Annotated in this window: 19 protein-coding genes; 6 read left to right on the top strand and 13 right to left on the bottom strand. The window is 64.1% G+C overall.

Annotated elements, in window-relative coordinates:
• Complete coding sequence (locus N826_RS06795) at positions 1 to 1,230, bottom strand: Bcr/CflA family multidrug efflux MFS transporter (protein WP_044426989.1); 1,230 nt, start codon at positions 1,228 to 1,230, stop codon at positions 1 to 3.
• 102 nt (positions 1,231 to 1,332) lie between these two features.
• On the opposite strand from N826_RS06795, the gene N826_RS06800 reads away from it, so the two are divergent.
• The 3 genes from N826_RS06800 to N826_RS06810 all read left to right on the top strand — a co-directional run bounded on the left by N826_RS06800 (position 1,333) and on the right by N826_RS06810 (position 3,809).
• Complete coding sequence (locus N826_RS06800; protein WP_147040222.1) at positions 1,333 to 1,959, top strand: trimeric intracellular cation channel family protein; 627 nt, start codon at positions 1,333 to 1,335, stop codon at positions 1,957 to 1,959.
• Positions 1,960 to 2,029: 70 nt separating this feature from the next.
• Positions 2,030 to 2,614, top strand: a complete 585-nt coding sequence (locus N826_RS06805; protein ID WP_044426994.1) for an NADPH-dependent FMN reductase — start codon at positions 2,030 to 2,032, stop codon at positions 2,612 to 2,614.
• 85 nt (positions 2,615 to 2,699) lie between these two features.
• Complete coding sequence (locus N826_RS06810; protein WP_044426997.1) at positions 2,700 to 3,809, top strand: S-(hydroxymethyl)glutathione dehydrogenase/class III alcohol dehydrogenase; 1,110 nt, start codon at positions 2,700 to 2,702, stop codon at positions 3,807 to 3,809.
• Between the two features lie 98 nt (positions 3,810 to 3,907).
• Here the strand turns inward: N826_RS06810 and N826_RS06815 are convergent, their stop codons facing one another.
• The 10 genes from N826_RS06815 to N826_RS06860 all read right to left on the bottom strand — a co-directional run bounded on the left by N826_RS06815 (position 3,908) and on the right by N826_RS06860 (position 12,850).
• Positions 3,908 to 4,243: a hypothetical protein gene (locus N826_RS06815; protein WP_044427000.1), complete on the bottom strand. Its 336-nt coding sequence runs from the start codon at positions 4,241 to 4,243 to the stop codon at positions 3,908 to 3,910.
• Between the two features lie 271 nt (positions 4,244 to 4,514).
• The gene (locus N826_RS06820) at positions 4,515 to 5,522 is read right to left on the bottom strand and encodes a Tim44 domain-containing protein (protein ID WP_044427002.1); all 1,008 of its coding nucleotides are present in this window, start codon (positions 5,520 to 5,522) and stop codon (positions 4,515 to 4,517) included.
• Positions 5,523 to 5,633: 111 nt separating this feature from the next.
• Positions 5,634 to 5,951: a hypothetical protein gene (locus N826_RS06825; RefSeq protein ID WP_044427005.1), complete on the bottom strand. Its 318-nt coding sequence runs from the start codon at positions 5,949 to 5,951 to the stop codon at positions 5,634 to 5,636.
• Positions 5,952 to 6,104: 153 nt separating this feature from the next.
• On the bottom strand, positions 6,105 to 6,347 hold the full coding sequence (locus N826_RS06830; RefSeq protein WP_044427009.1) for a hypothetical protein: 243 nt from the start codon (positions 6,345 to 6,347) through the stop codon (positions 6,105 to 6,107).
• 291 nt (positions 6,348 to 6,638) lie between these two features.
• Positions 6,639 to 7,493 (bottom strand): phytanoyl-CoA dioxygenase family protein, encoded by an 855-nt coding sequence (locus N826_RS06835; RefSeq protein WP_169789296.1) that lies wholly within the window; start codon positions 7,491 to 7,493, stop codon positions 6,639 to 6,641.
• A gap of 272 nt (positions 7,494 to 7,765) precedes the next feature.
• Positions 7,766 to 9,094: an OmpP1/FadL family transporter gene (locus tag N826_RS06840; RefSeq protein WP_052830891.1), complete on the bottom strand. Its 1,329-nt coding sequence runs from the start codon at positions 9,092 to 9,094 to the stop codon at positions 7,766 to 7,768.
• Positions 9,095 to 9,332: 238 nt separating this feature from the next.
• On the bottom strand, positions 9,333 to 9,767 hold the full coding sequence (locus N826_RS06845; RefSeq protein ID WP_044427012.1) for a CBS domain-containing protein: 435 nt from the start codon (positions 9,765 to 9,767) through the stop codon (positions 9,333 to 9,335).
• 178 nt (positions 9,768 to 9,945) lie between these two features.
• A complete protein-coding gene (locus tag N826_RS39735) occupies positions 9,946 to 10,506 on the bottom strand; it encodes a hypothetical protein (protein ID WP_063772212.1) in 561 nt (186 codons plus the stop codon).
• A 71-nt stretch (positions 10,507 to 10,577) separates the two neighbouring features.
• The gene (locus N826_RS06855) at positions 10,578 to 11,735 is read right to left on the bottom strand and encodes an NAD(P)/FAD-dependent oxidoreductase (protein WP_044427014.1); all 1,158 of its coding nucleotides are present in this window, start codon (positions 11,733 to 11,735) and stop codon (positions 10,578 to 10,580) included.
• A gap of 95 nt (positions 11,736 to 11,830) precedes the next feature.
• Complete coding sequence (locus N826_RS06860) at positions 11,831 to 12,850, bottom strand: NAD(P)/FAD-dependent oxidoreductase (RefSeq protein WP_063772213.1); 1,020 nt, start codon at positions 12,848 to 12,850, stop codon at positions 11,831 to 11,833.
• Positions 12,851 to 13,070: 220 nt separating this feature from the next.
• Between N826_RS06860 and N826_RS06865 the strand changes: the two genes are divergently transcribed.
• The gene (locus N826_RS06865) at positions 13,071 to 14,876 is read left to right on the top strand and encodes an ATP-dependent nuclease (RefSeq protein WP_044427016.1); all 1,806 of its coding nucleotides are present in this window, start codon (positions 13,071 to 13,073) and stop codon (positions 14,874 to 14,876) included.
• Between the two features lie 41 nt (positions 14,877 to 14,917).
• On the opposite strand, the gene N826_RS06870 is transcribed toward N826_RS06865, so the two are convergent.
• Positions 14,918 to 17,125, bottom strand: coding sequence for a malate synthase G (locus N826_RS06870; protein ID WP_244619453.1), 2,208 nt, complete (start codon positions 17,123 to 17,125; stop codon positions 14,918 to 14,920).
• A gap of 289 nt (positions 17,126 to 17,414) precedes the next feature.
• Between N826_RS06870 and N826_RS44145 the strand changes: the two genes are divergently transcribed.
• Together N826_RS44145 and N826_RS06880 are read left to right on the top strand one after the other, a co-directional pair.
• Positions 17,415 to 17,969, top strand: a complete 555-nt coding sequence (locus tag N826_RS44145; RefSeq protein WP_052830892.1) for a DUF2780 domain-containing protein — start codon at positions 17,415 to 17,417, stop codon at positions 17,967 to 17,969.
• Positions 17,970 to 18,051: 82 nt separating this feature from the next.
• A complete protein-coding gene (locus N826_RS06880) occupies positions 18,052 to 18,549 on the top strand; it encodes a hypothetical protein (RefSeq protein ID WP_044427018.1) in 498 nt (165 codons plus the stop codon).
• Positions 18,550 to 18,619: 70 nt separating this feature from the next.
• Here N826_RS06880 and N826_RS06885 read toward each other — a convergent pair whose 3' ends face one another.
• Positions 18,620 to 19,222, bottom strand: a complete 603-nt coding sequence (locus N826_RS06885) for a glycosyltransferase family protein (RefSeq protein ID WP_044427019.1) — start codon at positions 19,220 to 19,222, stop codon at positions 18,620 to 18,622.
• Positions 19,223 to 19,250 lie beyond the last annotated feature (28 nt).

Below are 19,250 nucleotides of genomic sequence, written 5' to 3' on the forward strand. Positions count from 1 at the left end.
TCACAAGGCCGGTTCCGCCCCGCGCTTCGGTAGCGCCAGCGCCGAGACGGCGCAGCACACCGCCATGACGCCGATCATCAGCACCATCGGGACGGGCGTGCCGTCCGATAGCCAGCCGACCAGCGCGCTGGCGGCGGCTCCCATGCCGAACTGGACGGTGCCGGCCAGTCCGGACGCTGCTCCCGCCATGCCGGGCACCACCGACATGGCTCCGGCCATCGCGTTGGCGCCGACCAGTCCCATCATCGCCAGGTAGAAGAACAGCGGCACGACGATCCCCAGCAAGCCGAAGCTTCCCGTCGTCCCCAGCACCGCCAGGATCAGGCCGAAGCCGGCGCAGGCAAGGGCGCCCCATACCAGCGAGCGGTCCGACCCGATCGCCAGCACCAGCCGCCGGTTGACCATGTTGAAGACCATCATGCCGATGACGTTGATGCCGAACAGGAAGCCGTAGAACTGCGGCGAGATGCCGAAATATTCGATGTAGACGAAGGGCGTCGCTGCGATATAGGCGAACATGCCGCCGGTGAAGAAGGCGCCGCTCAGCGTATAGGCCATGAAGGCGCGGTCGCCGAGCAGCCGCAGATAGCCCGAGAGCATGTCGCCGACCCCGATGCGCCGCCGCTTGTCGGCGTGCAGGCTTTCCGGAATCGTGTAAAGCCCCGCCAGCACGATCAGCCCGAAGACCGCCAGCCCCCAGAAGATCATCCGCCAGCCCGACCAGACCAGCACCTGTCCGCCCAGCAGCGGCGCCACCATCGGGGCGATCCCCATGATCAGCATCATCAGCGACAGCATGCGGGCGGCCTGATCCTGCGGGAACAGGTCGCGCACCATAGCCCGCGCTAGGACCGGAGCGGCACAGGCGCCGAACGCCTGGACGAAACGCCATAAAACCAGATGGTCGGCATCGGCGGTCAGCGCGCAGGCGACGCATCCGACGATATACAGCACAATCCCGGCCACTATAGGTCCGCGCCGCCCGAACCGGTCTCCCAATGGCCCCCAGACGAGCTGTCCGATGCCGAAACCGAGGAAGAAGCTGGAAAGCGACAGCTGCACGGCCGCCGGCGGGGCCGCTAGGTCGCGCCCGATCGCGGGCAAGGCCGGCAGGTACATGTCGATGGCCAACGGCGCGAAGGCCATCAGGGAGCTGAGCACGACCGCCAGCCAGTGTGGATGAACGGGTGATTTGACGGGCGAAGCCCGTCCGTCGGAAAGCGATGCCATTGGAACTTTGAATCAGATGAGCCGGTATCGAAGGAGCATCGCACCGATGGAAGCCGGTGTATAGAAGCCGGGACCTGGACAAACCCGCATGGGAGGATCGCGTTGGAGCAGTGGATCGCATGGCTCGACCTGTGCGGCGTCGCCGTGTTCGCCGCCAGCGGCGCGCTTACGGCATCGCGCAAGCAGATGGACATCGTCGGCTTCTGCCTGATCGCCACGGTCACCGGCATCGGCGGCGGGACTATCCGCGACCTGCTGCTGGGGCAAGGGGCCGTCTACTGGATCACGCAACCGGTCTATGTCCTGATCTGCATCGGCACCGGCATCGCGATCTTCTTCACCGCTCCCTACATCGAGTCGCGCTATCGCGTGCTGCTCTGGGCCGATGCCGCCGGTCTGGCGCTGTTCTGCGTCACGGGTGCCGAAAAGGCGCTGGAGGTCACCGGTTCGCTGCCGGTCTCCGTCATCATGGGCGTCATGACGGCGACTTTCGGCGGCGTCATCCGCGACGTGCTGTGCGCGGAGGTACCGCTGGTGCTGCGGAAGGAGATCTACGCGACGGCCGCCGCCGCCGGAGCGCTGGCGGATATCGGCCTGATCCTGTCCGGAGCGCCGCCGGTATGGGCGCAGGCAGCCGGTTTCGGGACCGCCTTCGCGATTCGCGCCGTCGGTATCGCCTTCGGCGTATCGCTGCCGGTTTACAAGTCGCGGCCGGGACGCGAATATTGAAGTATGTCACGGTCGCACCGCCGGCCCCACCGCCCTCGAATACTCAATCCCCCATACCGGAGCAGACATCATGAGCGACCAGAAGACGACCCTGAAGGTCGTCAGCTTTTCGGGCAGCCTGCGCAAGGGGTCCATCAATACCGCGGCACTCCGCGCGCTGAAGGCGCTGGCCCCGGCCGATTTGGCAATCGACATCTTCGACCTGTCGGAAATCCCCCTCTACAACGACGACCTGCGCACCGGACCTGGCTATCCGGCCAGCGTCCAGTCCTTCCGCGAAGCCCTCAAGGCCGCCGACGGCGTGCTGATCGCGACGCCCGAATACAACTACTCGGTCCCCGGCGTGCTGAAGAATGCCATCGACTGGGCCTCGCGTCCGCCCGAGCAGCCGTTCGACGGCAAGCCGATCGGCATCCTGGGCGCCAGTCCGGGCGTGCTGGGGTCGTCCCGCGCGCAGTACCATCTGCGCCAGTGCTTCATCTATCTCAATGGACAGGTGATGAACCGTCCGGAAGTCATGATCGGTCAGGCGAACTCCAAGTTCGACGCCGAAGGCAACCTGACGGACCAGGGAACCGCCGATTTCCTCAAAGGGTTTCTGGCCGCTTTCGCGGACCATATACGCTACCACCAACGTGCTAGGTCCGGCTCCTAGACCCTTGGAGGGTTGATTTGCCCGGATGGATGGTTAAGCATCGAAGCACAAGGGAAGAAATGTCCGTGTTGGGAGGGATTTAATAATGGACGTACGTGCTGCCGTAGCCTTTGAGGCCGGCAAACCACTCAGCATCGAGACAGTACAGTTGGAAGGCCCGAAGTTCGGCGAAGTGCTTGTCGAAATCAAGGCCACCGGCGTCTGTCATACCGACGCCTACACCCTGTCGGGTGCCGACAGCGAAGGTAAGTTCCCCTGTATCCTCGGGCACGAGGGCGCCGGCATCGTGGTCGATGTCGGACCGGGCGTCACCAGCCTGAAGAAGGGCGACCACGTCATTCCGCTCTACACGCCGGAATGCCGTAACTGCGAATACTGCCTCAGCCAGCGCACCAACCTGTGCCAGGCGATCCGCGAGACCCAGGGCCGGGGCGTCATGCCCGACGGCACCAGCCGGTTCTCGTTCAACGGCAAGCCGATCTACCACTACATGGGCTGCTCGACCTTCGCCAACTTCACGGTCCTGCCGGAAATCGCCCTTGCCAAGATCCGCGAGGACGCTCCGTTCGACAAGGTCTGCTACATCGGCTGCGGTGTCACGACCGGCCTCGGCGCAGTGATCTGGACGGCGGGCGTCCATCCCGGCGCCAATGTCGTCGTGTTCGGCCTGGGCGGCATCGGCCTGAACGTGATCCAGGGCGCCCGCATGGTCGGCGCCAACATGATCGTCGGCGTCGATCTGAACAACGGCCGCAAGGAGATGGCCGAGAAGTTCGGCATGACGCACTTCGTCAACCCGAAGGAAATCGGCGGCGACATCGTCCCGCATCTGGTCGAACTGACCAAGGGCGGCGCCGACTACACCTTCGAGTGCATCGGCAACATCAACACGATGCGCCAGGCGCTGGAGTGCTGCCACAAGGGCTGGGGCATCTCGACCATCATCGGCGTGGCGCCGTCGGGTGCCGAGATCTCGACCCGTCCGTTCCAGCTCGTCACGGGCCGGGTGTGGAAGGGCAGCGCCTTCGGCGGCGCCCGTGGCCGGACCGACGTTCCCAAGATCGTCGACTGGTACATGGACGGCAAGATCAACATCGACGACCTGATCACCCATGTCGTGCCGCTCGACCAGATCAACGACACCTTCGACCTTATGCACGAAGGCAAGTCGATCCGCTCGGTCGTTACCTTCTGAACTTCGCGCGCCCGTTTGGTGCGCAAAAGAAAAGCGCCGGCGGCGGGTCATCCCGCCGCCGGTGCTTTCTCTCTGGCAGGCTCTTTATGCCGGCAGGCTCAACCGGCGCGACCGGGCCGTCCCCTTGGTGGAAAGCGGCTGGACGTCGACCTCATCTCGCCGCGCGCTCCCGATCCCGTATCGTCGTCGTCGGGGCGGTTCGCCTGACGCTCGCGCTTGTTCTCGGCCTCCGCGCTGGCGATGGTCGACTCCATTTCCCTGATCCGCTCCCTCAGCGGGGCAATTACCGAGCCATCGGGCTTGCGGGCCATGAATTGCTCGAGATCGTGCTTCAGCCGGGCTAACTGGCTTTTCAGCAACGGTACATTGGGCTTGGCGTTAGGATTGGGCTTGGCGCCGCCAACTCGGTAGGCTTGCTCCTCGTACTTACTCACGGCATCCCTCCTGTTTCACCCCGACAATACACGTGTACCGTCCGGCGTACCATCCCGCACGAAAGAGACATAGGCACGCATGTCAGCCGGATGAGTGCGCGAATACCTCAAGATGTTTTGATGGATCGGATCGGCGGCTTCAAAACAATGCTTGATCGAAGCAGGGGAGCCACGGTCATGACCCAGCCCGAATCGGACGCCCTGATCTGGCTGGACGCCACCCGGCGAAGCGTCGCCGGGTGGCGTCCATGGCTTCAAGCCCAGGATCGCATCAGGACTGCTGGATGGCGGAGAGTACCCAGCCGCCGCCGGCAGGACGCTGGAAGGTCCAGATCTCGACGCCTTCCGACGGCTTCGTGCGGTCGCCGTCGACCACCTGTTCGTCCGCCTTGTTGACCGTATAGTCCACCAGTCCGTAACGCAGGGCCACGGTGGCGTAATCGACCGCGCCTTCGCGCCACGACTCGGCCAGGTCGCCCTGAAGCAGTTTCACGTCCTCGATCCGGTTGACGACGCCGCGCGCGGCGTTGTCGTCCAGTTCCTGCGCGAAGTAGCCGGCCATTTCCGGCGTCGTCAGAGACCGGATCGCCGCCTTGTCCTCACGACCATAGGCGGTCTGGATCTCGCGCAGCAGCTTTTCGAACGCTTCGTAATCGGCAGGACCGATTCCGACGCCATCGACGCCCTTCGGCGTCTTGACGGTGCGGGAGGCCGCTGCGGCTCCGCCGCCGCCGGTCCTGCCGTAGCCGGCGGGACCCTGTTCGCGGTTGAGTGGACCGCCGTTGAGCGGGCCACGGTTCATTGGACCGCCGGCGCCCGCCATGGCGGGCTGGTTGCGGCGCTGGAAGAAGCGCACCGCCAGCCAGATCAGTCCGCCGATCAGGGCGATCTGGAGCAGCAAGCCGATGATCGAGGCGATGCCACCCAGACCGCCGAATAACCCACCGCCCAGGAGCATGCCGAACAGGCCGGCGCCCAGAAGGCCGCCCGCCAGCCCGCCGAAGAAGCCACGCCGGGCGGGAGCTTGCTGCTGCATGCCGGCACCCGGGGCCCCCGGACGCGCCGCCGACGGCTGTTCGGTGGCGGAGCGCTGCATCGGGGCTGCGGTGCCCGGCGCCGTGTTGGTCGTGGCTGGGGCGTCGTATGTCCTGCTGCCACGGCTGCCCATGCTGCTGCCTTTGCCGGCGCGCGCATCGACCGCGGTCGTGGCGGCGATGGACAGGAGGGCTGCGAGAACGACGACCGTCCGGCTGCGCCGGGATTTATTGTTCTGGGTCATGACCTGTTTCTGTGGTGCCTGCCAGGATGGTTCTCGCTCCTATATAGGGTCGCTTGCGCATTTTTTCAGCGATTATGGCAAGCACGCCGTCATCTATTCCATATCGTGGGGTCACCGCGCACGCCTCTGATCGTCCAGGGCTTGCAGCGACTGGGCTTTCTGGCGAGTCAGGTCGGCCTGCGCTTCGAAATAGTCCGCGTCGGGATCGCCGATCTCGCCGTAGCCGCGTGCCGGCCTGACGCGCTCGCTGAACGGGTCGCTCATCGTCAGAAGAGGGGCCGAACCGGGACCGAGCAGGTCGCGGTCATCCGGCAATGTGGTGAGATTGCTGGAATAAGCGGGTGCGCCCGAGGCATCCCGGAAGGTGTCGTAGGGTGTTACGCCCTGAGCCTGCGCCAGACCGGATGCCGAAAGGAGCGAGGCCACCATGGATACAACGAGCACTGACGCACGAGGCGCTGCCTGTAACGGAAACTGCATGGACATCGCTCCTGGAGATGGATCGGGAACCGTGGAGCTTAAGGCCGCCACGCCTCGCCGGGGCCGGCCCAGCGGAGGTATCTCCGGAGCTTTCCCGCCGCTCTATCGCGGGTATACGATCCTGTCGTCGTTCAGCAGATGGAATCCCTCGCCCGATGAACTGGATCGGCTCAGGACGATGGCGACGCCCCGGTTGCGCAAGGCGTCGCGCGCATGTCCCGATTCGGCGGCTTCCGGACCGTCTATCGGCAGCAGCCGGTTTAGTTCGGCTATCGTAATGCTCCCGTGCCGCCGGCCGATATCCAGCAGCCGCAGAAACGGAAAGCCGCGAACGACCGATCCCATGATGAATGCTCCGTCTTAACCTTGATTAATTTCATTAACATCTATTGCGACATAAAGTTACTTAGGCGTTTGAAAGCAGAAGCGTGCAGTTATACCAGGGACTGAAGACATTGACCTGTATGGACGGTGTTTGTTGGGCCACGGCCCAAGCTACGAAGCAGGAGCCTGTAGGTTGGGCCGTGGCCCAACACTTGCCGACCGCCGGTCAAACTCTTCGGCTCCTGGTATTACTCCGAAAACTTCGGCCCAGGGGTCCTGTCGGAAATTAGTCTTATAGACCGCCGTCCGACGCTAGCCGACGACGCTGTGCAGCGTCGTGGAAAGCACCTTCTTGATCGAGCGCTGGACCCTGCTGGTCAGCTTGCTGTCGAAGGCCTGCTGCCGCTGAAGTCGGGCGGTAGGCTTGTGGCTGTTCCAATCGTAGTCGACCGGCACCACGACTTCGTCCATCTCGACCGCGAACACCAGCGAATAGACCTTACGGGGACCACGCGACAGGTTGGGGCCGGCCGCGTGAAGGGTGCGGCTGTGATGGATCGAGACGCCGCCCTTGGGCAGCGGTGCGAAGACCGCTTCGTCGTTGTCGACGTCTATCGCTTCCAGGCCCTCGATCCGCTGGTCGTTCTGGTAGTTGCGGTGCTGGAGCATGCCGGTCAGGTGGCTGCCGGGGATGAACTTCAGGCAGCCGTTGTCGGGGCTGACCTCCTGAAGGGGGAGCCAGACCGTGATGTTCTCGATCCGGCTGCCGGCGCGGTGGAAGGCCTGGTCCTGATGCCAGGGCGTCTGCGAATCGGGACGCACCGGCTTGTTGATCCCGTGGTCGAAGGAGAAATGCGCGGTCGGCCCAAGCAGTTGCCGGGCGAGCGCGTCGGCATTGGCCCAGAAACTGGTCCGCAGAAGTTCGGGAGCGTATTTTGTGAGATGAAGCATTTGCGGCAGCTTGAAGTCGCCGTTCTGTTCGGAACCTGCCATGTCGTAGAAATGGCCTTCCTTCCAGCCCGCCCGGACGTCGAACAGGTGCCGGAAGATGCGCTCGATCTCGTCGACTTCCGCAGGATCGATGAATTCCGGAATGCTTAGGTGTCCCTGTTCCCAGAACGTTTCGGCCTGCTGCTTGCTGAGCGTCAGGTGCGGGGTCTGTTTCACCAATTGCCAATGAATATTGAATGGGAGTGTTTTGCCAAGAACCGAGTCCAACACGGGCACCTCGACCTCCATTAAGGATTTGTCTAAATCTTCAACTTGAGATCGATCCTTTCACATCGATTGCAGTATTTGGAAACCGAAAGGTGTTCTAATACTTGATGGCGAAATCCGCGTTCCGTCGGTCATCACGGGAGCGACACGCCGATACCTCCGCCGCGTCGCTCCTCATAGTAGTCGTATAATATTCAGGTGAGTCTCGAAGATCCGAAAGCTTAGAACTTATAGCGTAGAGCGGCCGCAAAGATGTCGACGCTGCCCTCGGACATGGCGCGGGTATTGGTGGACAGCGCCGCTGCCGCCCCGGTCTGGCTCGTGTTCACGTCGGCATCGTCGATAAAGACGTGGGTATAGGCGACATCCACCGTGAAGCTGTCCGACACGTCGTAGGACAATCCGGCGCTCAGCCAGTACCGGTCGCCGTCCGGCGTACGGGTAGACCGGAAGCCATCCACGGTGGGGGTCTCGTCGTACTGGAAACCGCCGCGCACCGTCCAGGCGTCGTCAACCTTGTACTGCGCGCCGAGCGCGACGGAGAAGGTGTCCTGGTAGTTCTGTGTAACCACCTGGTCCGCCAGGCCGGAACGCTTGACCCGGATCTCCTTGAAGCTGCTCCAGCCGTACCAGTTGTACTCCGCCATGACCGTCAGGGCAGGCGTCACGTCATGGGCGAAACCGACCGCGATGATATCGGGCAGATCCAGGTCGGCGGAGCCCGGCAGGTTGCTGAGCGAGGTGCCGGCCCGGTTCAGCTTGACGTCGCCTTCCAGCGTGTGGTCGATCTTGGACCGGTAATGGATGCCGACCCGCGTGGTCGGGAGCGGCTCGAACAGGATGCCGACATTGTAGCCCACGGCCCAATCGTCGCCCTCGACGTTGGAGATGATGTCCGGGCCGGTGCCGGCGAAGATGGCGTTGGTCAGCTTGGCGTCGGCGTACTGGATGTCGATGCCGCCGCCGATCGACACCCAATCGAGCACCTTGTAGGCGACGCTGGGGGCGATATCGATCGTCAGGAGATCGGTCTCGATCGAGTCGTAGCGGCCGAACCAGTCGGCATTGTACTTGTTCGCCAGACCGAACGGCGCCGAGACGCCAAGCCCGACCCACAGATCGCGGTCCATCAGCGGATAGGCGAAATAGGCGTTGGGGACAGGCGTCGGATCGTAGGGATTGCCGCCGTCGCTGCCGCCGATCGGACGGGTCACGGCGCCGGCCGGTGTCCGGACCGACGCCGACGAACCCCTGTTCTCCAGATCGGCGCGGGGCACCAGCAGATGGGCGCCGGCCGTCGCTTCCGGTCCCTGGAGCCGGGTCATGCCGGCGGGATTGAAGAAGATCGTGCTGGCGTCTTCCGCCATGGCCGATTCGCCGGCGAAGGCCCGGCCCAGTCCGGTAACGCTTTGCTCCTTGATATAGAAGCCGGCCGCGCTTGCCGGCTGCGCGCCGGCCAGCAGCGCCAGAACAGACGTGACGGCCAAGCGGCTGGCAAAGGGACTGGCAGACGCGGCTAAGGGTCTGGAAACGTCGCCGAAACGCTTCATGGATCATTACCTCCCAAGGATGCTCTTCATTCCGCCTGTTTTTTGACCAGTAATGGCGGCTTCGACTGAAACGGGTACATACAGTTTACGTAAACGTCAACTGGTCTCTTGAGCTGGATGCGCTGGGCGTGGGGGCGTTTTTTAAGGGCGGAGGGAGCGCACGGATATCCGGCGCTCCGCCCACCGATCAGAGACCGGCGAGAGCGACAGGGGTAGCGGGAGGAGACGGGCTATCCGGTCAGCCCTGGCCGGTGACGTAGCCGCGCAGGGTTTCCACTTCCAGTTCGGTGTCGTCCAGCCGCTGCTTGACCACGTCGCCGATGCTGATCATGCCCAGCAACTTGCCGCCGTCCACAACGGGAAGGTGGCGGAATCGCCGCGTGGTCATCGTCGTCATGACTTCCGCGATGGTATCGTTGGGCGAGCACTGCTGGACCTCGCGGGTCATCAGCGAGCCGACCGTGTGGCTAAGCGCATCCGCGCCATGCTTGGCGAGCGCCCGGATGATGTCCCGTTCGGAGATGATGCCCCGGATACCCTCGCCGCCGTCCATCACCAGGATGGCGCCGATGCGGTTCTCGGTCAGCAGTTTGGTGGCGTCGGCGATGGTGTGGTCGGGCGTGATGGAAATGACGCCCGACCCCTTGCGCTTGATGACTGCTGCGACATGCATGGGACTTGCTCCTCCTTGGTATCAAGGCGGCCCGTCCCGTTCATGCGGCCGGACCGCTATCGTTGAGTGACGATCATGGCCGCATCAGGCCAATCGGGGTCACCTCTACATGATAGGACCATCCGATGGGCTGAGTGCAAGTCGCAGTTGTCAGGAACCCGAAATTGTTGGAGGAACGCTAACGGGCGGGCACCGAAGCGGCCGGTGCCGTCGGCAAGGAAGCCGCCGGAGACGAGAGGGCGGGGGTCTGCTGCGGCACCAGGGCGAGGCAAGCCTCCACGATCGTCTGGCACTGTGCCAGCTGGCTGGGACCGATACCTTCAGGCCCGCCGTAGACCAGTCTTTCGACCTTGCCGTTCCGCAGCGTGAACGTCGCTTGGCAACTGTAGTTCCTGATGTCGTAGGTTGGCGCATAGCCGCCGTAATAAGGATAGCCGTAGCCATAGCCGTAGAACCGCCCTGGCCCCATGAAAGGCGTATAGCTCTGATAGGAGACCGTGCGGGTGCTGGTGTAGGTAAAGTATTCCAGGTTGTCGACCGAAGTGCTGCGCTCCGGTACGCCGGCACAGGATAGAAGCGTCTGCTTGGGCATGCCGACGAAGGCCTGCTGGGCGAACAGAGCCTCATCGGCCCTGGGATTGGCGCAGGATGCCAGGACGATGACGGCGGCTCCCAGCAGGACCGGCCCGCCGATGCGTGAATGGATGGTCGAGCGATGACGGTTCGCCGTGTCGTTCATCTTCCGGTACCTCGTTCAGGACCGCTTCGCGGCCTCTTCGTTCCAGGGCCGCTTCGCAGCGGCCTCGTCATTCAGTCTGCCCTCAGCCGCCCGGGCGCAAGATCCTCCGCGCTGACGCCAAGGGCGGTCAGATCCTCCGGGATTTTGCCGGAGGTCAGCAGCCCGGCCGCAGTCCTCGCCATGGCAGGGGCGGTCTGGATACCGTAACCTCCCTGACCCGCCAGCCAGAAGAAACCCTCCGACCGCGAATCGGGTCCGACCACCGGTGTCTTGTCCGGCGCGAAGGTACGCAGGCCGGCCCACCGGTGGCTGATCCGGCGAATCGAGAACAAACAGGCTTGTTCGATCCGGTCAACCGTCAAGGCGACGTCCAGTTCCTCCGCCTGCGCATCGCAGGGCTCCGACGGCGTCTCGTCGGCGGGGGATGCCAACAGGCGTCCGCCCTCGGGCTTGAAGTAGAACGTCTCGTCCACGTCGCAGACCATTGGCCAGTGGGGCATGCCGGCCTGTCCTGGACTGGTCCGTTCTGGATCGAATACCGGGTCGAAGGTAATCGCCGTCCGGCGCTTCGGGACGAGGCCTATGGGGGCCAGACCCGCCAGTGCCGCTACGGTATCGGCCCAGGCGCCGGCCGCATTGACGACCCAGGGTGCGGAATATGACCCCGCGCGGGTTTCGGTGTGCCAGAGCCCGTCGCGGCGGGTTAGGCCCAGGAGTTCCGCATCGGTCGCGATCCGTCCGCCACGGGCGCGCAGGCCCCTCAGGTAGCCGTGATGGATCGCATGGACGTCCATATCCATCGCGTCCGGTTCCCATACCGCTCCGGCGACATAGTCGGGGCGCAGCATGGGCGCCATCCTCAGCGTCTCGGCAGCCGTCAGCACCCGCACGCTCGGGGTGAGCACGCTTCCCGCCTGGAAAGCGTGGTCGAGCGCGGCGCGCTGGTCGTCCCGCCCGATCAGCAAGACGCCGCGCGGAGTCAGCACCGGGTGTTCGGAGAAACCCGCCCCAGCGACCCCGTCGTAGAAGGCGCGGCTGCCGACGGTCAGGGCACGGATCGCCTGATTGCCATAGGTTTCCGTATAGAGGGCGGCGGAGCGCCCGGTCGAGTGATACCCAGGCTGACTCTCCCGCTCCACCAGCACGACGCTGCCGAACGCCGCCAGTTCGAACGCCGCCGAGGCTCCGGCGATGCCGCCGCCGATAATCAGGAAGTCGCAGGAAGTCATGGTCCGCCGCTCTGTTTCCGCCATCAAGGCTGGTCGGCTGTCAGCGTAGCGCCCAAGCTAGGCGCTGACCAGAGGGGCAGGGGGGTGAGTTGCGGCTACTCTCCCACTCCTGCTTCCGGCGGCTGGGTGCAGGCCGCCAGCGTGGTCTTGGGAGTTTGGATCGGCTCCGGATCGGCCGGGGGAACGGCGCTGTCGGGCGGGATCATGCCTTCGCGGCGGCGGAGCTGGTTGTGGACGGCTGTCGCGGCCATGGCGGCTTGGCCCATGGCGACGGAGATCTGGTTCAGGCCTTCGACGATGTCCCCGGCGGCATAGAAGCCGGGAACCGATGTCAGGCAGTGGCTGTCCACGATCACCCGTCCCTGGTCGTTCATGTCGGCGCCGACCTGGGCGGCAAGCGTCGAGCGGGCCAGGGTGCCGAGCGCCGAATAGAGCGTGTCGAACGACAGTTCCTCGCCGCTCTTCAGGACGACCTTGGTGATCCTGCCGTCTTCCTCGGTCACCCGCTCGACCTGCTCCTCGACCGTGCGGATGCCGAGTTCGGAAAGCTTGTTCCTGTCCTCCGCGGTCAGGTTCATCGGGGTGCCGAGGGTCAGCAGGGTCAGGTCGGCGGTGTAGCCGCGAATGAACAGGACCTCGCCCATGGCGTCGCGGCCATGGCCGATCACCGCGACCTTCTTGTCGATCACCTCATAGGCGTCGCAGATCGGGCATACCCGGATCAGGCCGCGCTGGACGGCGTCGAACAGGTCGGGCAGGCGCGGCTGGTCGTCGATCACGCCCGTCGCCAGGATGACGGTTTCCGCAGCCAGCGCCCCGCCCGCTTCGGTCGTGGCGACGAAGCCGCCCTGATCGATGCACCGCAGCGACTTGATCGAGCCGGTCTCGATGCGGGCACCGTACTGTGCCGCCTGGCAGCGCATCCGGTCGAGCAGGTCCAGACCGTTGATGCCGTTCATGAAGCCCGCATGATTGTGAGACGTCGGTATCCAGGCGCACCGGCTCTTGGCCTCGTCGACCACCAGCACGGTGCGCCGGAAACGGGCCAGATATATTGCCGCCGTCAACCCGCCGGGTCCGCCGCCGACGATCAGGCAATCGAGCTTGCCAGTCATGTTCCTCTGTCCCCTGAATGGCTGCGCATGCCCTCAACGGACCTTAGGGGGTGGCGTTCCCTGTTTCTAACGTCTGACCCCGAACTGGCGCGGGATGCCCAGCGCTCGATGTGGCGATCTCCATTGCAATCCCATCGGCCATGGAGCATCAAACCGAGGGGCTCCCCGTCCCGTCGGATATGATCCAAGGAATGCCTCGCCGAGTCTGGAGCCCTGATCGATGCGTCTGCTGCATTTCCTCGAGATCGAGAACTTCAAGACGTTTGGCGAGAAGCAGCGGATTGAACTCGATCATCCCACCGTGTTGATCGGGCCGAACAATTGCGGCAAGACGAGTGCGATCCAAGCGCTGGCATTGTGGTCGCAGGCGGTGAAGAACTGGTATGACCAGCGTCGCGACTCGGTGGCGAAGGAGCGGACGGCTACAGCTCTCAACAGGCTGAACATCGTGGCTGTTCCGGTCAAGAAGACTCAATCCTTCTGGCACAACACGATCGTACGCGCAGGCAGCAAGTATATTCCCCTGACGATTACGGTCGGCGTTCAGTTCAAAGGGGAAGTCATTCCGCTGAGCATGCTTTTCAGCAATCGGGGGGACGAGCTGGTCTACTGCTCTCCGGACAAAGCGGTCATCGGGAACCTCGACCTGATCAAGCATGCCGCGTCTATCAGCGTGGAACTGCTCTATCCCATGTCAGGCCTGGAGACGGAGGAACCGATCCTCCAGCCGGGACGTATCGATCTGCTGCTCGGTCAGGGGCAAACCGCCCAAGTGCTGCGGAACTTGTGTCTGATCGTCGCGAAGGACCATCCGCAGGATTGGGATCGCGTTGTAAAACTGATGAACCGCCTGTTCGGCGTGTCTCTTGGGACACCGACGGAAACCGCGCGCGGCGCCATCGAGCTGCACTACAAGCAGCCGGGCGCGAAGGATCTGCTCGATGTCGCTTCATCGGGACGCGGCTTTCAGCAGATGCTGCTGATCTTCGCGTACCTGTTTTCCCATAAGCGAAGCGTGCTGCTGATCGACGAACCCGATGCGCATCTGGAAATCCTGCGTCAGAAGCAGGTCTATGTCTTGCTGCGCGACATCGCTACCGAGAACGACTCCCAGGTCGTCATGGTGACTCATTCGGAGGTCATCCTGGATGAAGCGCTCGAGAGCAACCTGACCTTATTGCTGAACGGCAAGGCCGACGATCTGGCCAAGAGGACGTCGATCCGCAACTGCCTGAAACATTTCGGCGCCGATCATTATGTCAGGGCACGGGAGCGCGGGTATGTCCTGTATGTCGAGGGCGGTACCGACATCGACATGCTGCGTGCCTTGGCCGAACGAATCGATCACCCGGTGGCCCAAGAATGGGATGATCGGGTGAATTCCTTCTATGTGCAGGACAATTACCCCCTGGTAAGCCAGGAAAGCGAGCTGGAACGGGTCGAGGGCGGTTTCGGCATCCTGCCTCGGGAGCACTTTGGCGCGTTACGCGGCATGCTCCCCGGCCTTCGGGGATTGGCGATACTCGACAACGATGGGAGAGATCGGCGCAATGAAATCGATGGCCCGCTGAAGGTCGTCTATTGGCGGCGCTACGAGGCGGAGAACTATTTCATCACGCCCGATCTTTTGCGCCGCTACGCCATGGAGCAATTTCAGGATCTGGAGCTTTTCGGCGCCTACCGGCCGGAAATAGAAAGCGTTCTCGACCGGCTCGTGCTCGAGAAAATCTTCGATTCCATACCGGCCGACTTTCAGACCTGGAAGAACTCGCCAACCGATGCGGCGCGTCTGGTTTGGGAAGCACGGACCGCGCGGCTGAAGCTGAGCACGTTCGCCGAGGAATTCTTCCGCCGGCTGAGGGACAAGCTCCATGAACCGATGCTCCTGAAAAAAGGAGAGCTGCATCGGATGGTGAAGTTCGTGGATGCCAGCGCCATTCCGTCGGAGGTAAGTGAAAAACTTGACCTGCTTGCAGACTTGTTCGAGTCCGCAAGGGAGATGTCCGAACCCGCCGGAGCCCGCTGAAACAGACTCCGGCGGCCTGCACTCTCCCGGATATTCCGCTGTTACCCCGCCAGCTTCTGCTTTAATTCGCGGCGGCGGCGGTGCAGGACGGGTTCGGTGTAGCCGTTGGGCTGCTCGCGGCCCTTCAGCACGAGGTCCAGCGCCGCCTGGAAGGCGATGCTGCCGTCGAAATCGGCTGCCATCGCCTTGTACTGCGGATCGTCGGCGTTCTGGCGGTCGACCACGGCGGCCATGCGCTTCATCGTCTCGACCACCTGCTCCTCCGACGCGATGCCGTGGCGCACCCAGTTGGCGATGTGCTGGCTGGAGATGCGTAGCGTCGCGCGGTCTTCCATCAGGCCGACATTGTCGATGTCCGGCACCTTGGAGCAGCCGACGCCCTGATCGATCCAGCGGACGACGTAGCCCAGGATGCCCTGCGCATTGTTGTCCAGCTCCTGCTGAACGGCATCCGGCGCCCAGTTCGGCCGGTCGGCCAGCGGGATCGTCAGGATATCGTCCAGCTTGCCGCGCTTCTGGCCCTTCAGCTCTTCCTGCCGGGCGGCCACGTCGACCTGATGGTAGTGCAGGGCGTGGAGAGTGGCGGCGGTCGGCGAGGGGACCCAGGCGGTGTTGGCGCCGGCCTGCGGGTGGCCGATCTTGGTCTTCAGCATCTCGGCCATGCGGTCGGGCATCGCCCACATGCCCTTGCCGATCTGGGCGCGGCCCTTCAGGCCGGTCGCCAGTCCGGTATCGACGTTGCTGTCCTCGTACGCCTTGATCCAGGCCGAACCCTTCATGTCGCCCTTGCGCAGCACGGCGCCGGCTTCCATGGCGGTGTGGATCTCGTCGCCGGTGCGGTCGAGGAACCCGGTGTTGATGAAGGCGACCCGGTCCTTGGCGGCCCGGATGCACTCCTTCAGGTTCACCGTCGTCCGGCGCTCCTCGTCCATGATGCCCATCTTGATCGTGTAGCGGGCAAGGCCGAGCGCGTCTTCGACGCGGCCGAACAGCTCGTTCGCGAAGGCGACTTCCTCCGGACCGTGCATCTTCGGCTTGACGATGTAGAGCGAGCCGGTGCGGCTGTTGCGCAGGTCGCCTTCACCCTTCTTCAGGTCGTGCAGTGCTATCAGGGTCGTGAACAGCGCATCCAGGATGCCTTCCGGCGCCTCGCTGCCATCCTTGAGCTTGACCGCGTCGATCGTCATCAGGTGGCCGACGTTGCGGACCAGCATCAGGCTGCGGCCGGGCAGGGTGAGCGTGCCGCCGTCCGGCGTCGTATAGGTGCGGTCGGGGTTCAGCCGGCGCTCGATCCGCTTGCCGCCCTTTTCCAGGGTGGCGGTGAGCTTGCCGTTCATCAGGCCGAGCCAGTTGCGGTAGATCGTGACCTTGTCCTCGGCATCGACGGCGGCGACGCTGTCCTCGCAGTCCATGATCGTGGTCAGGGCCGATTCCGCGACGACGTCGGAAATGCCGGCGGCGTCGTCCTTGCCGATGAAGTGTTCGCGGTCGAACCGGATCTCTAGGTGCAGGCCGTGGTTGGCCAGCAGGATCGCGGTCGGCGATGTGGCGCCGCCCTGATAGCCGGCCAGCTTGGCGGCATCGCGGAGCGTCGTGGTGCCGCCGCCCTTCAGCGTGACCGACAGCTTGCCGTCCGCGATGGAATAGCCCGCCGCATCGGCGTGGGATCCCTCGACCAGCGGCGCCGCATCGTCCAGGACCTGACGGGCGTAGGCGATGACCTTGGCGCCCCGGTGCGGATCGTAGCCGCCGACAGGGGTCTTCTCGTCGTCGGACGGGATGGCGTCCGTCCCGTAGAGCGCGTCGTACAGGCTGCCCCAGCGCGCGTTGGCGGCGTTCAGGGCATAGCGCGCGTTCATGACGGGGACGACGAGCTGCGGGCCGGCGATGGTCGAGATTTCCGGATCGACATTGGCGGTCGATACCTGGAAGTCCTCGCCTTCGGGCAGCAGGTAGCCGATCTCGCGCAGGAAGCTCTTGTACTCCTCCAGGTCGATCGGGCGGCTGCGGTGGTCGCCGTACCAGGCGTCGATCCTGGCTTGCAGGTCGTCACGCTTTTTCAGGAGTTCGCGGTTGCGCGGCGCCAGATCGTGGAGGATGGCGTCCAGAGCACTCCACAGGCGGTCCGGCTCGATCCCGGTTCCCGGCAGTGCTTCCTTTTCGATGAATTCACGAAGTTCGGCGGCAACCTGCAATTCGCCGATCTGGTTCCATTCGCTCAAAACTCCACCCTCCTGCAAGTCATTCATTTTAGTGGCATCCAATCATTTCCCTGACGGCGCCAAGCGTGTTTGTGCACCGCATCAACGCCAGAGTCAAAAATACAGTCGGCATAGCTGTTGTTCCGTGAACTCCTGTCTCGGCGCTTGTTATCGTGAGATGGGCACCCAGTGGGTAATGCTGCCGGGGGACTGGACGCTTCCTGGACAAACCCTGGGGCAAACGTTGCAAGTCCACATACCCTGTCCCACATCACCGCCACTGCCGCGGCTCCACGGAGTTGCATTGCACGCCTTTCATAATGGAGAACAAAATACCATGCGGCATGTCACATCATTTCGGGCGATCTTCTCATTCAAGGCTGGCTTCCCCGTCCACGCCTTGGCTCTGTTTCTCTTCACCGCCCTGGCCGCGTTCAGCGGTCCGACGGGCAGCGCCCATGCCGCCGACGCGGGCGGTCTGGTCAATGCGCTGACGTCGCAGCTGGGCGTCACCAAGCCGCAGGCCGAAGGTGGTGCGGGCGCCCTGTTCAATCTGGCGAAGCAGCGGATGGCGCCGGAGCAGTTCGGTCAGGTCCAGAGTCAGGTTCCCGGCATCGACGGCCTGATGGGAACCGCCTCCAGCGCGTCCTCTTCCAAGGGACAGGCCGACAGCGGCGGACTGGCCGGGATGGCGACCGGCGCGCTCGGCAGCGTCGGCGGCGGCGGTGCCGCCGGCGGGCTGGGAGCCCTGGCGCCGCTCGCCGGATCGTTCTCGTCCCTGGGCATGTCGCCCGACATGGCGGGCAAGTTCCTTCCCGTCGTGATGGAATATCTCAACTCCAGTGGCGGCGGCGGTGCGGCGGGCTTGCTGAAGAGCGCCCTGACTGGCTAAGACTGCCACCGGTTAGGACGGGGGCCGGCCAAGGCTTGGCCGTCAGCGGACAGGAAATCGATTGCCCGAAATGTCAGATCTCATGTCCGCGTTCGAAATGTCGTCCTTCGATGAAGTAGCCTCGTCGGCGCTGCCTTCGGCCTTCCGGGCGCTGCTGGACCATAATGCGTCGATGACGGCGACCCTGTCGGCGCACTGGAACGGGATGCTGAGCGCTCTCGTCTTGCGGCACGGCGTGACGGCGGATGGCGCGGTGCTGGTGCGCCGCGTCGTCCTTGTCGCCGGCACCGGCGAATTGCCGGTCGAGATCGCCGAAGTGCGGGCCCTGACCGGCGCACTGGGCAACGGCGTGCTCGGGCGGCTGGCCTCCGCGACGGTGCCGTTCGGCCGCTCCCTTCAGCAGGAAGGGATCGCCTTCACGACCGAACCGGTCAGCTTCTTCAAGGTCACGGCAAACGAGGCGCTGGCGGAGGCGGGGCGGACCGTGCCCGGCACGCCCATGTTCGGCCGCAAGGCGCTTCTTTGGCTGGCGGATGGCCGCCCGCTCGGCGAAACGGTCGAGATCCTGCCGCGTGTCTGACGGCACCCCGACGGTGTCCTTCCAGCGGGAGTTCCCGGCCATCAAGGACTTCCGTGGCGTTGCCGGCCGCTCAGGCGAGTTGGTCGAGCAGGCGTCCGACCGTTGCGGCACGGGCGGTCCAGCTTCCGTCCGCTTCGTCGTCCTGGTCGATGACCACGGTCCTGTGGCAGGGAAAGCGCTGGGCCAGTTCAGGCGTCGCCGCGATGATGAGGTCGGCTCGAACCGCCAGTTCGGCTTCCATCGCCTTGATGGAGCAACAGCTGACGTCGGCCATCAGGGTGAAGTTGGTGTCGCAGTAATAAACGACCGCGTGCTCGTCGATCTCCCCGACGGCGTCGATCGCGGTCGGCACCGAACTCAGCAGGATCGGGCGGCGCAGTTCCAGCATCGACATCGCCGTGCGGATCTGGTGTCCAAGCAGTTGCTGGTTGTCCGCCCGCGATGCGGTGTTGCTGGAGACGTGCTGCGCCAGCGGCGCCAGGATGCGGTCGGGCCGGTAGTCTCCCATGTCCGAGGGCTGGTCTTGGCCACGGGGGCAGCTCGCGCAGCATCGCAGCACGGGAGAGTTCACCCAGACCACCTTCCGCTCGGTGCCGAGGTGACGGACGAGGTGATGGGCCCCCGTCGGCTGCCGTCCCCAGTTCTCTCCGAATACAATCAGGTCCGAGTGCATTTGACGACTCTCCAAACTAACGCAGTAT

The organism is Skermanella aerolata KACC 11604, from assembly GCF_000936425.1.
GTDB classification, from domain to species: Bacteria; Pseudomonadota; Alphaproteobacteria; order Azospirillales; family Azospirillaceae; genus Skermanella; species Skermanella aerolata.

Bases quoted from the DNA above. Each gene is read 5' to 3' on its own strand.
- N826_RS06795 (WP_044426989.1), bottom strand. From the start codon at position 1,230: ATGGCATCGCTTTCCGACGGACGGGCTTCGCCCGTCAAATCACCCGTT.
- N826_RS06805 (WP_044426994.1), top strand. From the start codon at position 2,030: ATGAGCGACCAGAAGACGACCCTGAAGGTCGTCAGCTTTTCGGGCAGC.
- N826_RS06810 (WP_044426997.1), top strand. From the start codon at position 2,700: ATGGACGTACGTGCTGCCGTAGCCTTTGAGGCCGGCAAACCACTCAGC.
- N826_RS06820 (WP_044427002.1), bottom strand. From the start codon at position 5,522: ATGACCCAGAACAATAAATCCCGGCGCAGCCGGACGGTCGTCGTTCTC.
- N826_RS06825 (WP_044427005.1), bottom strand. From the start codon at position 5,951: ATGGTGGCCTCGCTCCTTTCGGCATCCGGTCTGGCGCAGGCTCAGGGC.
- N826_RS06830 (WP_044427009.1), bottom strand. From the start codon at position 6,347: ATGGGATCGGTCGTTCGCGGCTTTCCGTTTCTGCGGCTGCTGGATATC.
- N826_RS06840 (WP_052830891.1), bottom strand. From the start codon at position 9,094: ATGAAGCGTTTCGGCGACGTTTCCAGACCCTTAGCCGCGTCTGCCAGT.
- N826_RS06845 (WP_044427012.1), bottom strand. From the start codon at position 9,767: ATGCATGTCGCAGCAGTCATCAAGCGCAAGGGGTCGGGCGTCATTTCC.
- N826_RS39735 (WP_063772212.1), bottom strand. From the start codon at position 10,506: ATGAACGACACGGCGAACCGTCATCGCTCGACCATCCATTCACGCATC.
- N826_RS06855 (WP_044427014.1), bottom strand. From the start codon at position 11,735: ATGACTTCCTGCGACTTCCTGATTATCGGCGGCGGCATCGCCGGAGCC.
- N826_RS06860 (WP_063772213.1), bottom strand. From the start codon at position 12,850: ATGACTGGCAAGCTCGATTGCCTGATCGTCGGCGGCGGACCCGGCGGG.
- N826_RS06865 (WP_044427016.1), top strand. From the start codon at position 13,071: ATGCGTCTGCTGCATTTCCTCGAGATCGAGAACTTCAAGACGTTTGGC.
- N826_RS06870 (WP_244619453.1), bottom strand. From the start codon at position 17,125: ATGAATGACTTGCAGGAGGGTGGAGTTTTGAGCGAATGGAACCAGATC.
- N826_RS44145 (WP_052830892.1), top strand. From the start codon at position 17,415: ATGCGGCATGTCACATCATTTCGGGCGATCTTCTCATTCAAGGCTGGC.
- N826_RS06880 (WP_044427018.1), top strand. From the start codon at position 18,052: ATGTCCGCGTTCGAAATGTCGTCCTTCGATGAAGTAGCCTCGTCGGCG.
- N826_RS06885 (WP_044427019.1), bottom strand. From the start codon at position 19,222: ATGCACTCGGACCTGATTGTATTCGGAGAGAACTGGGGACGGCAGCCG.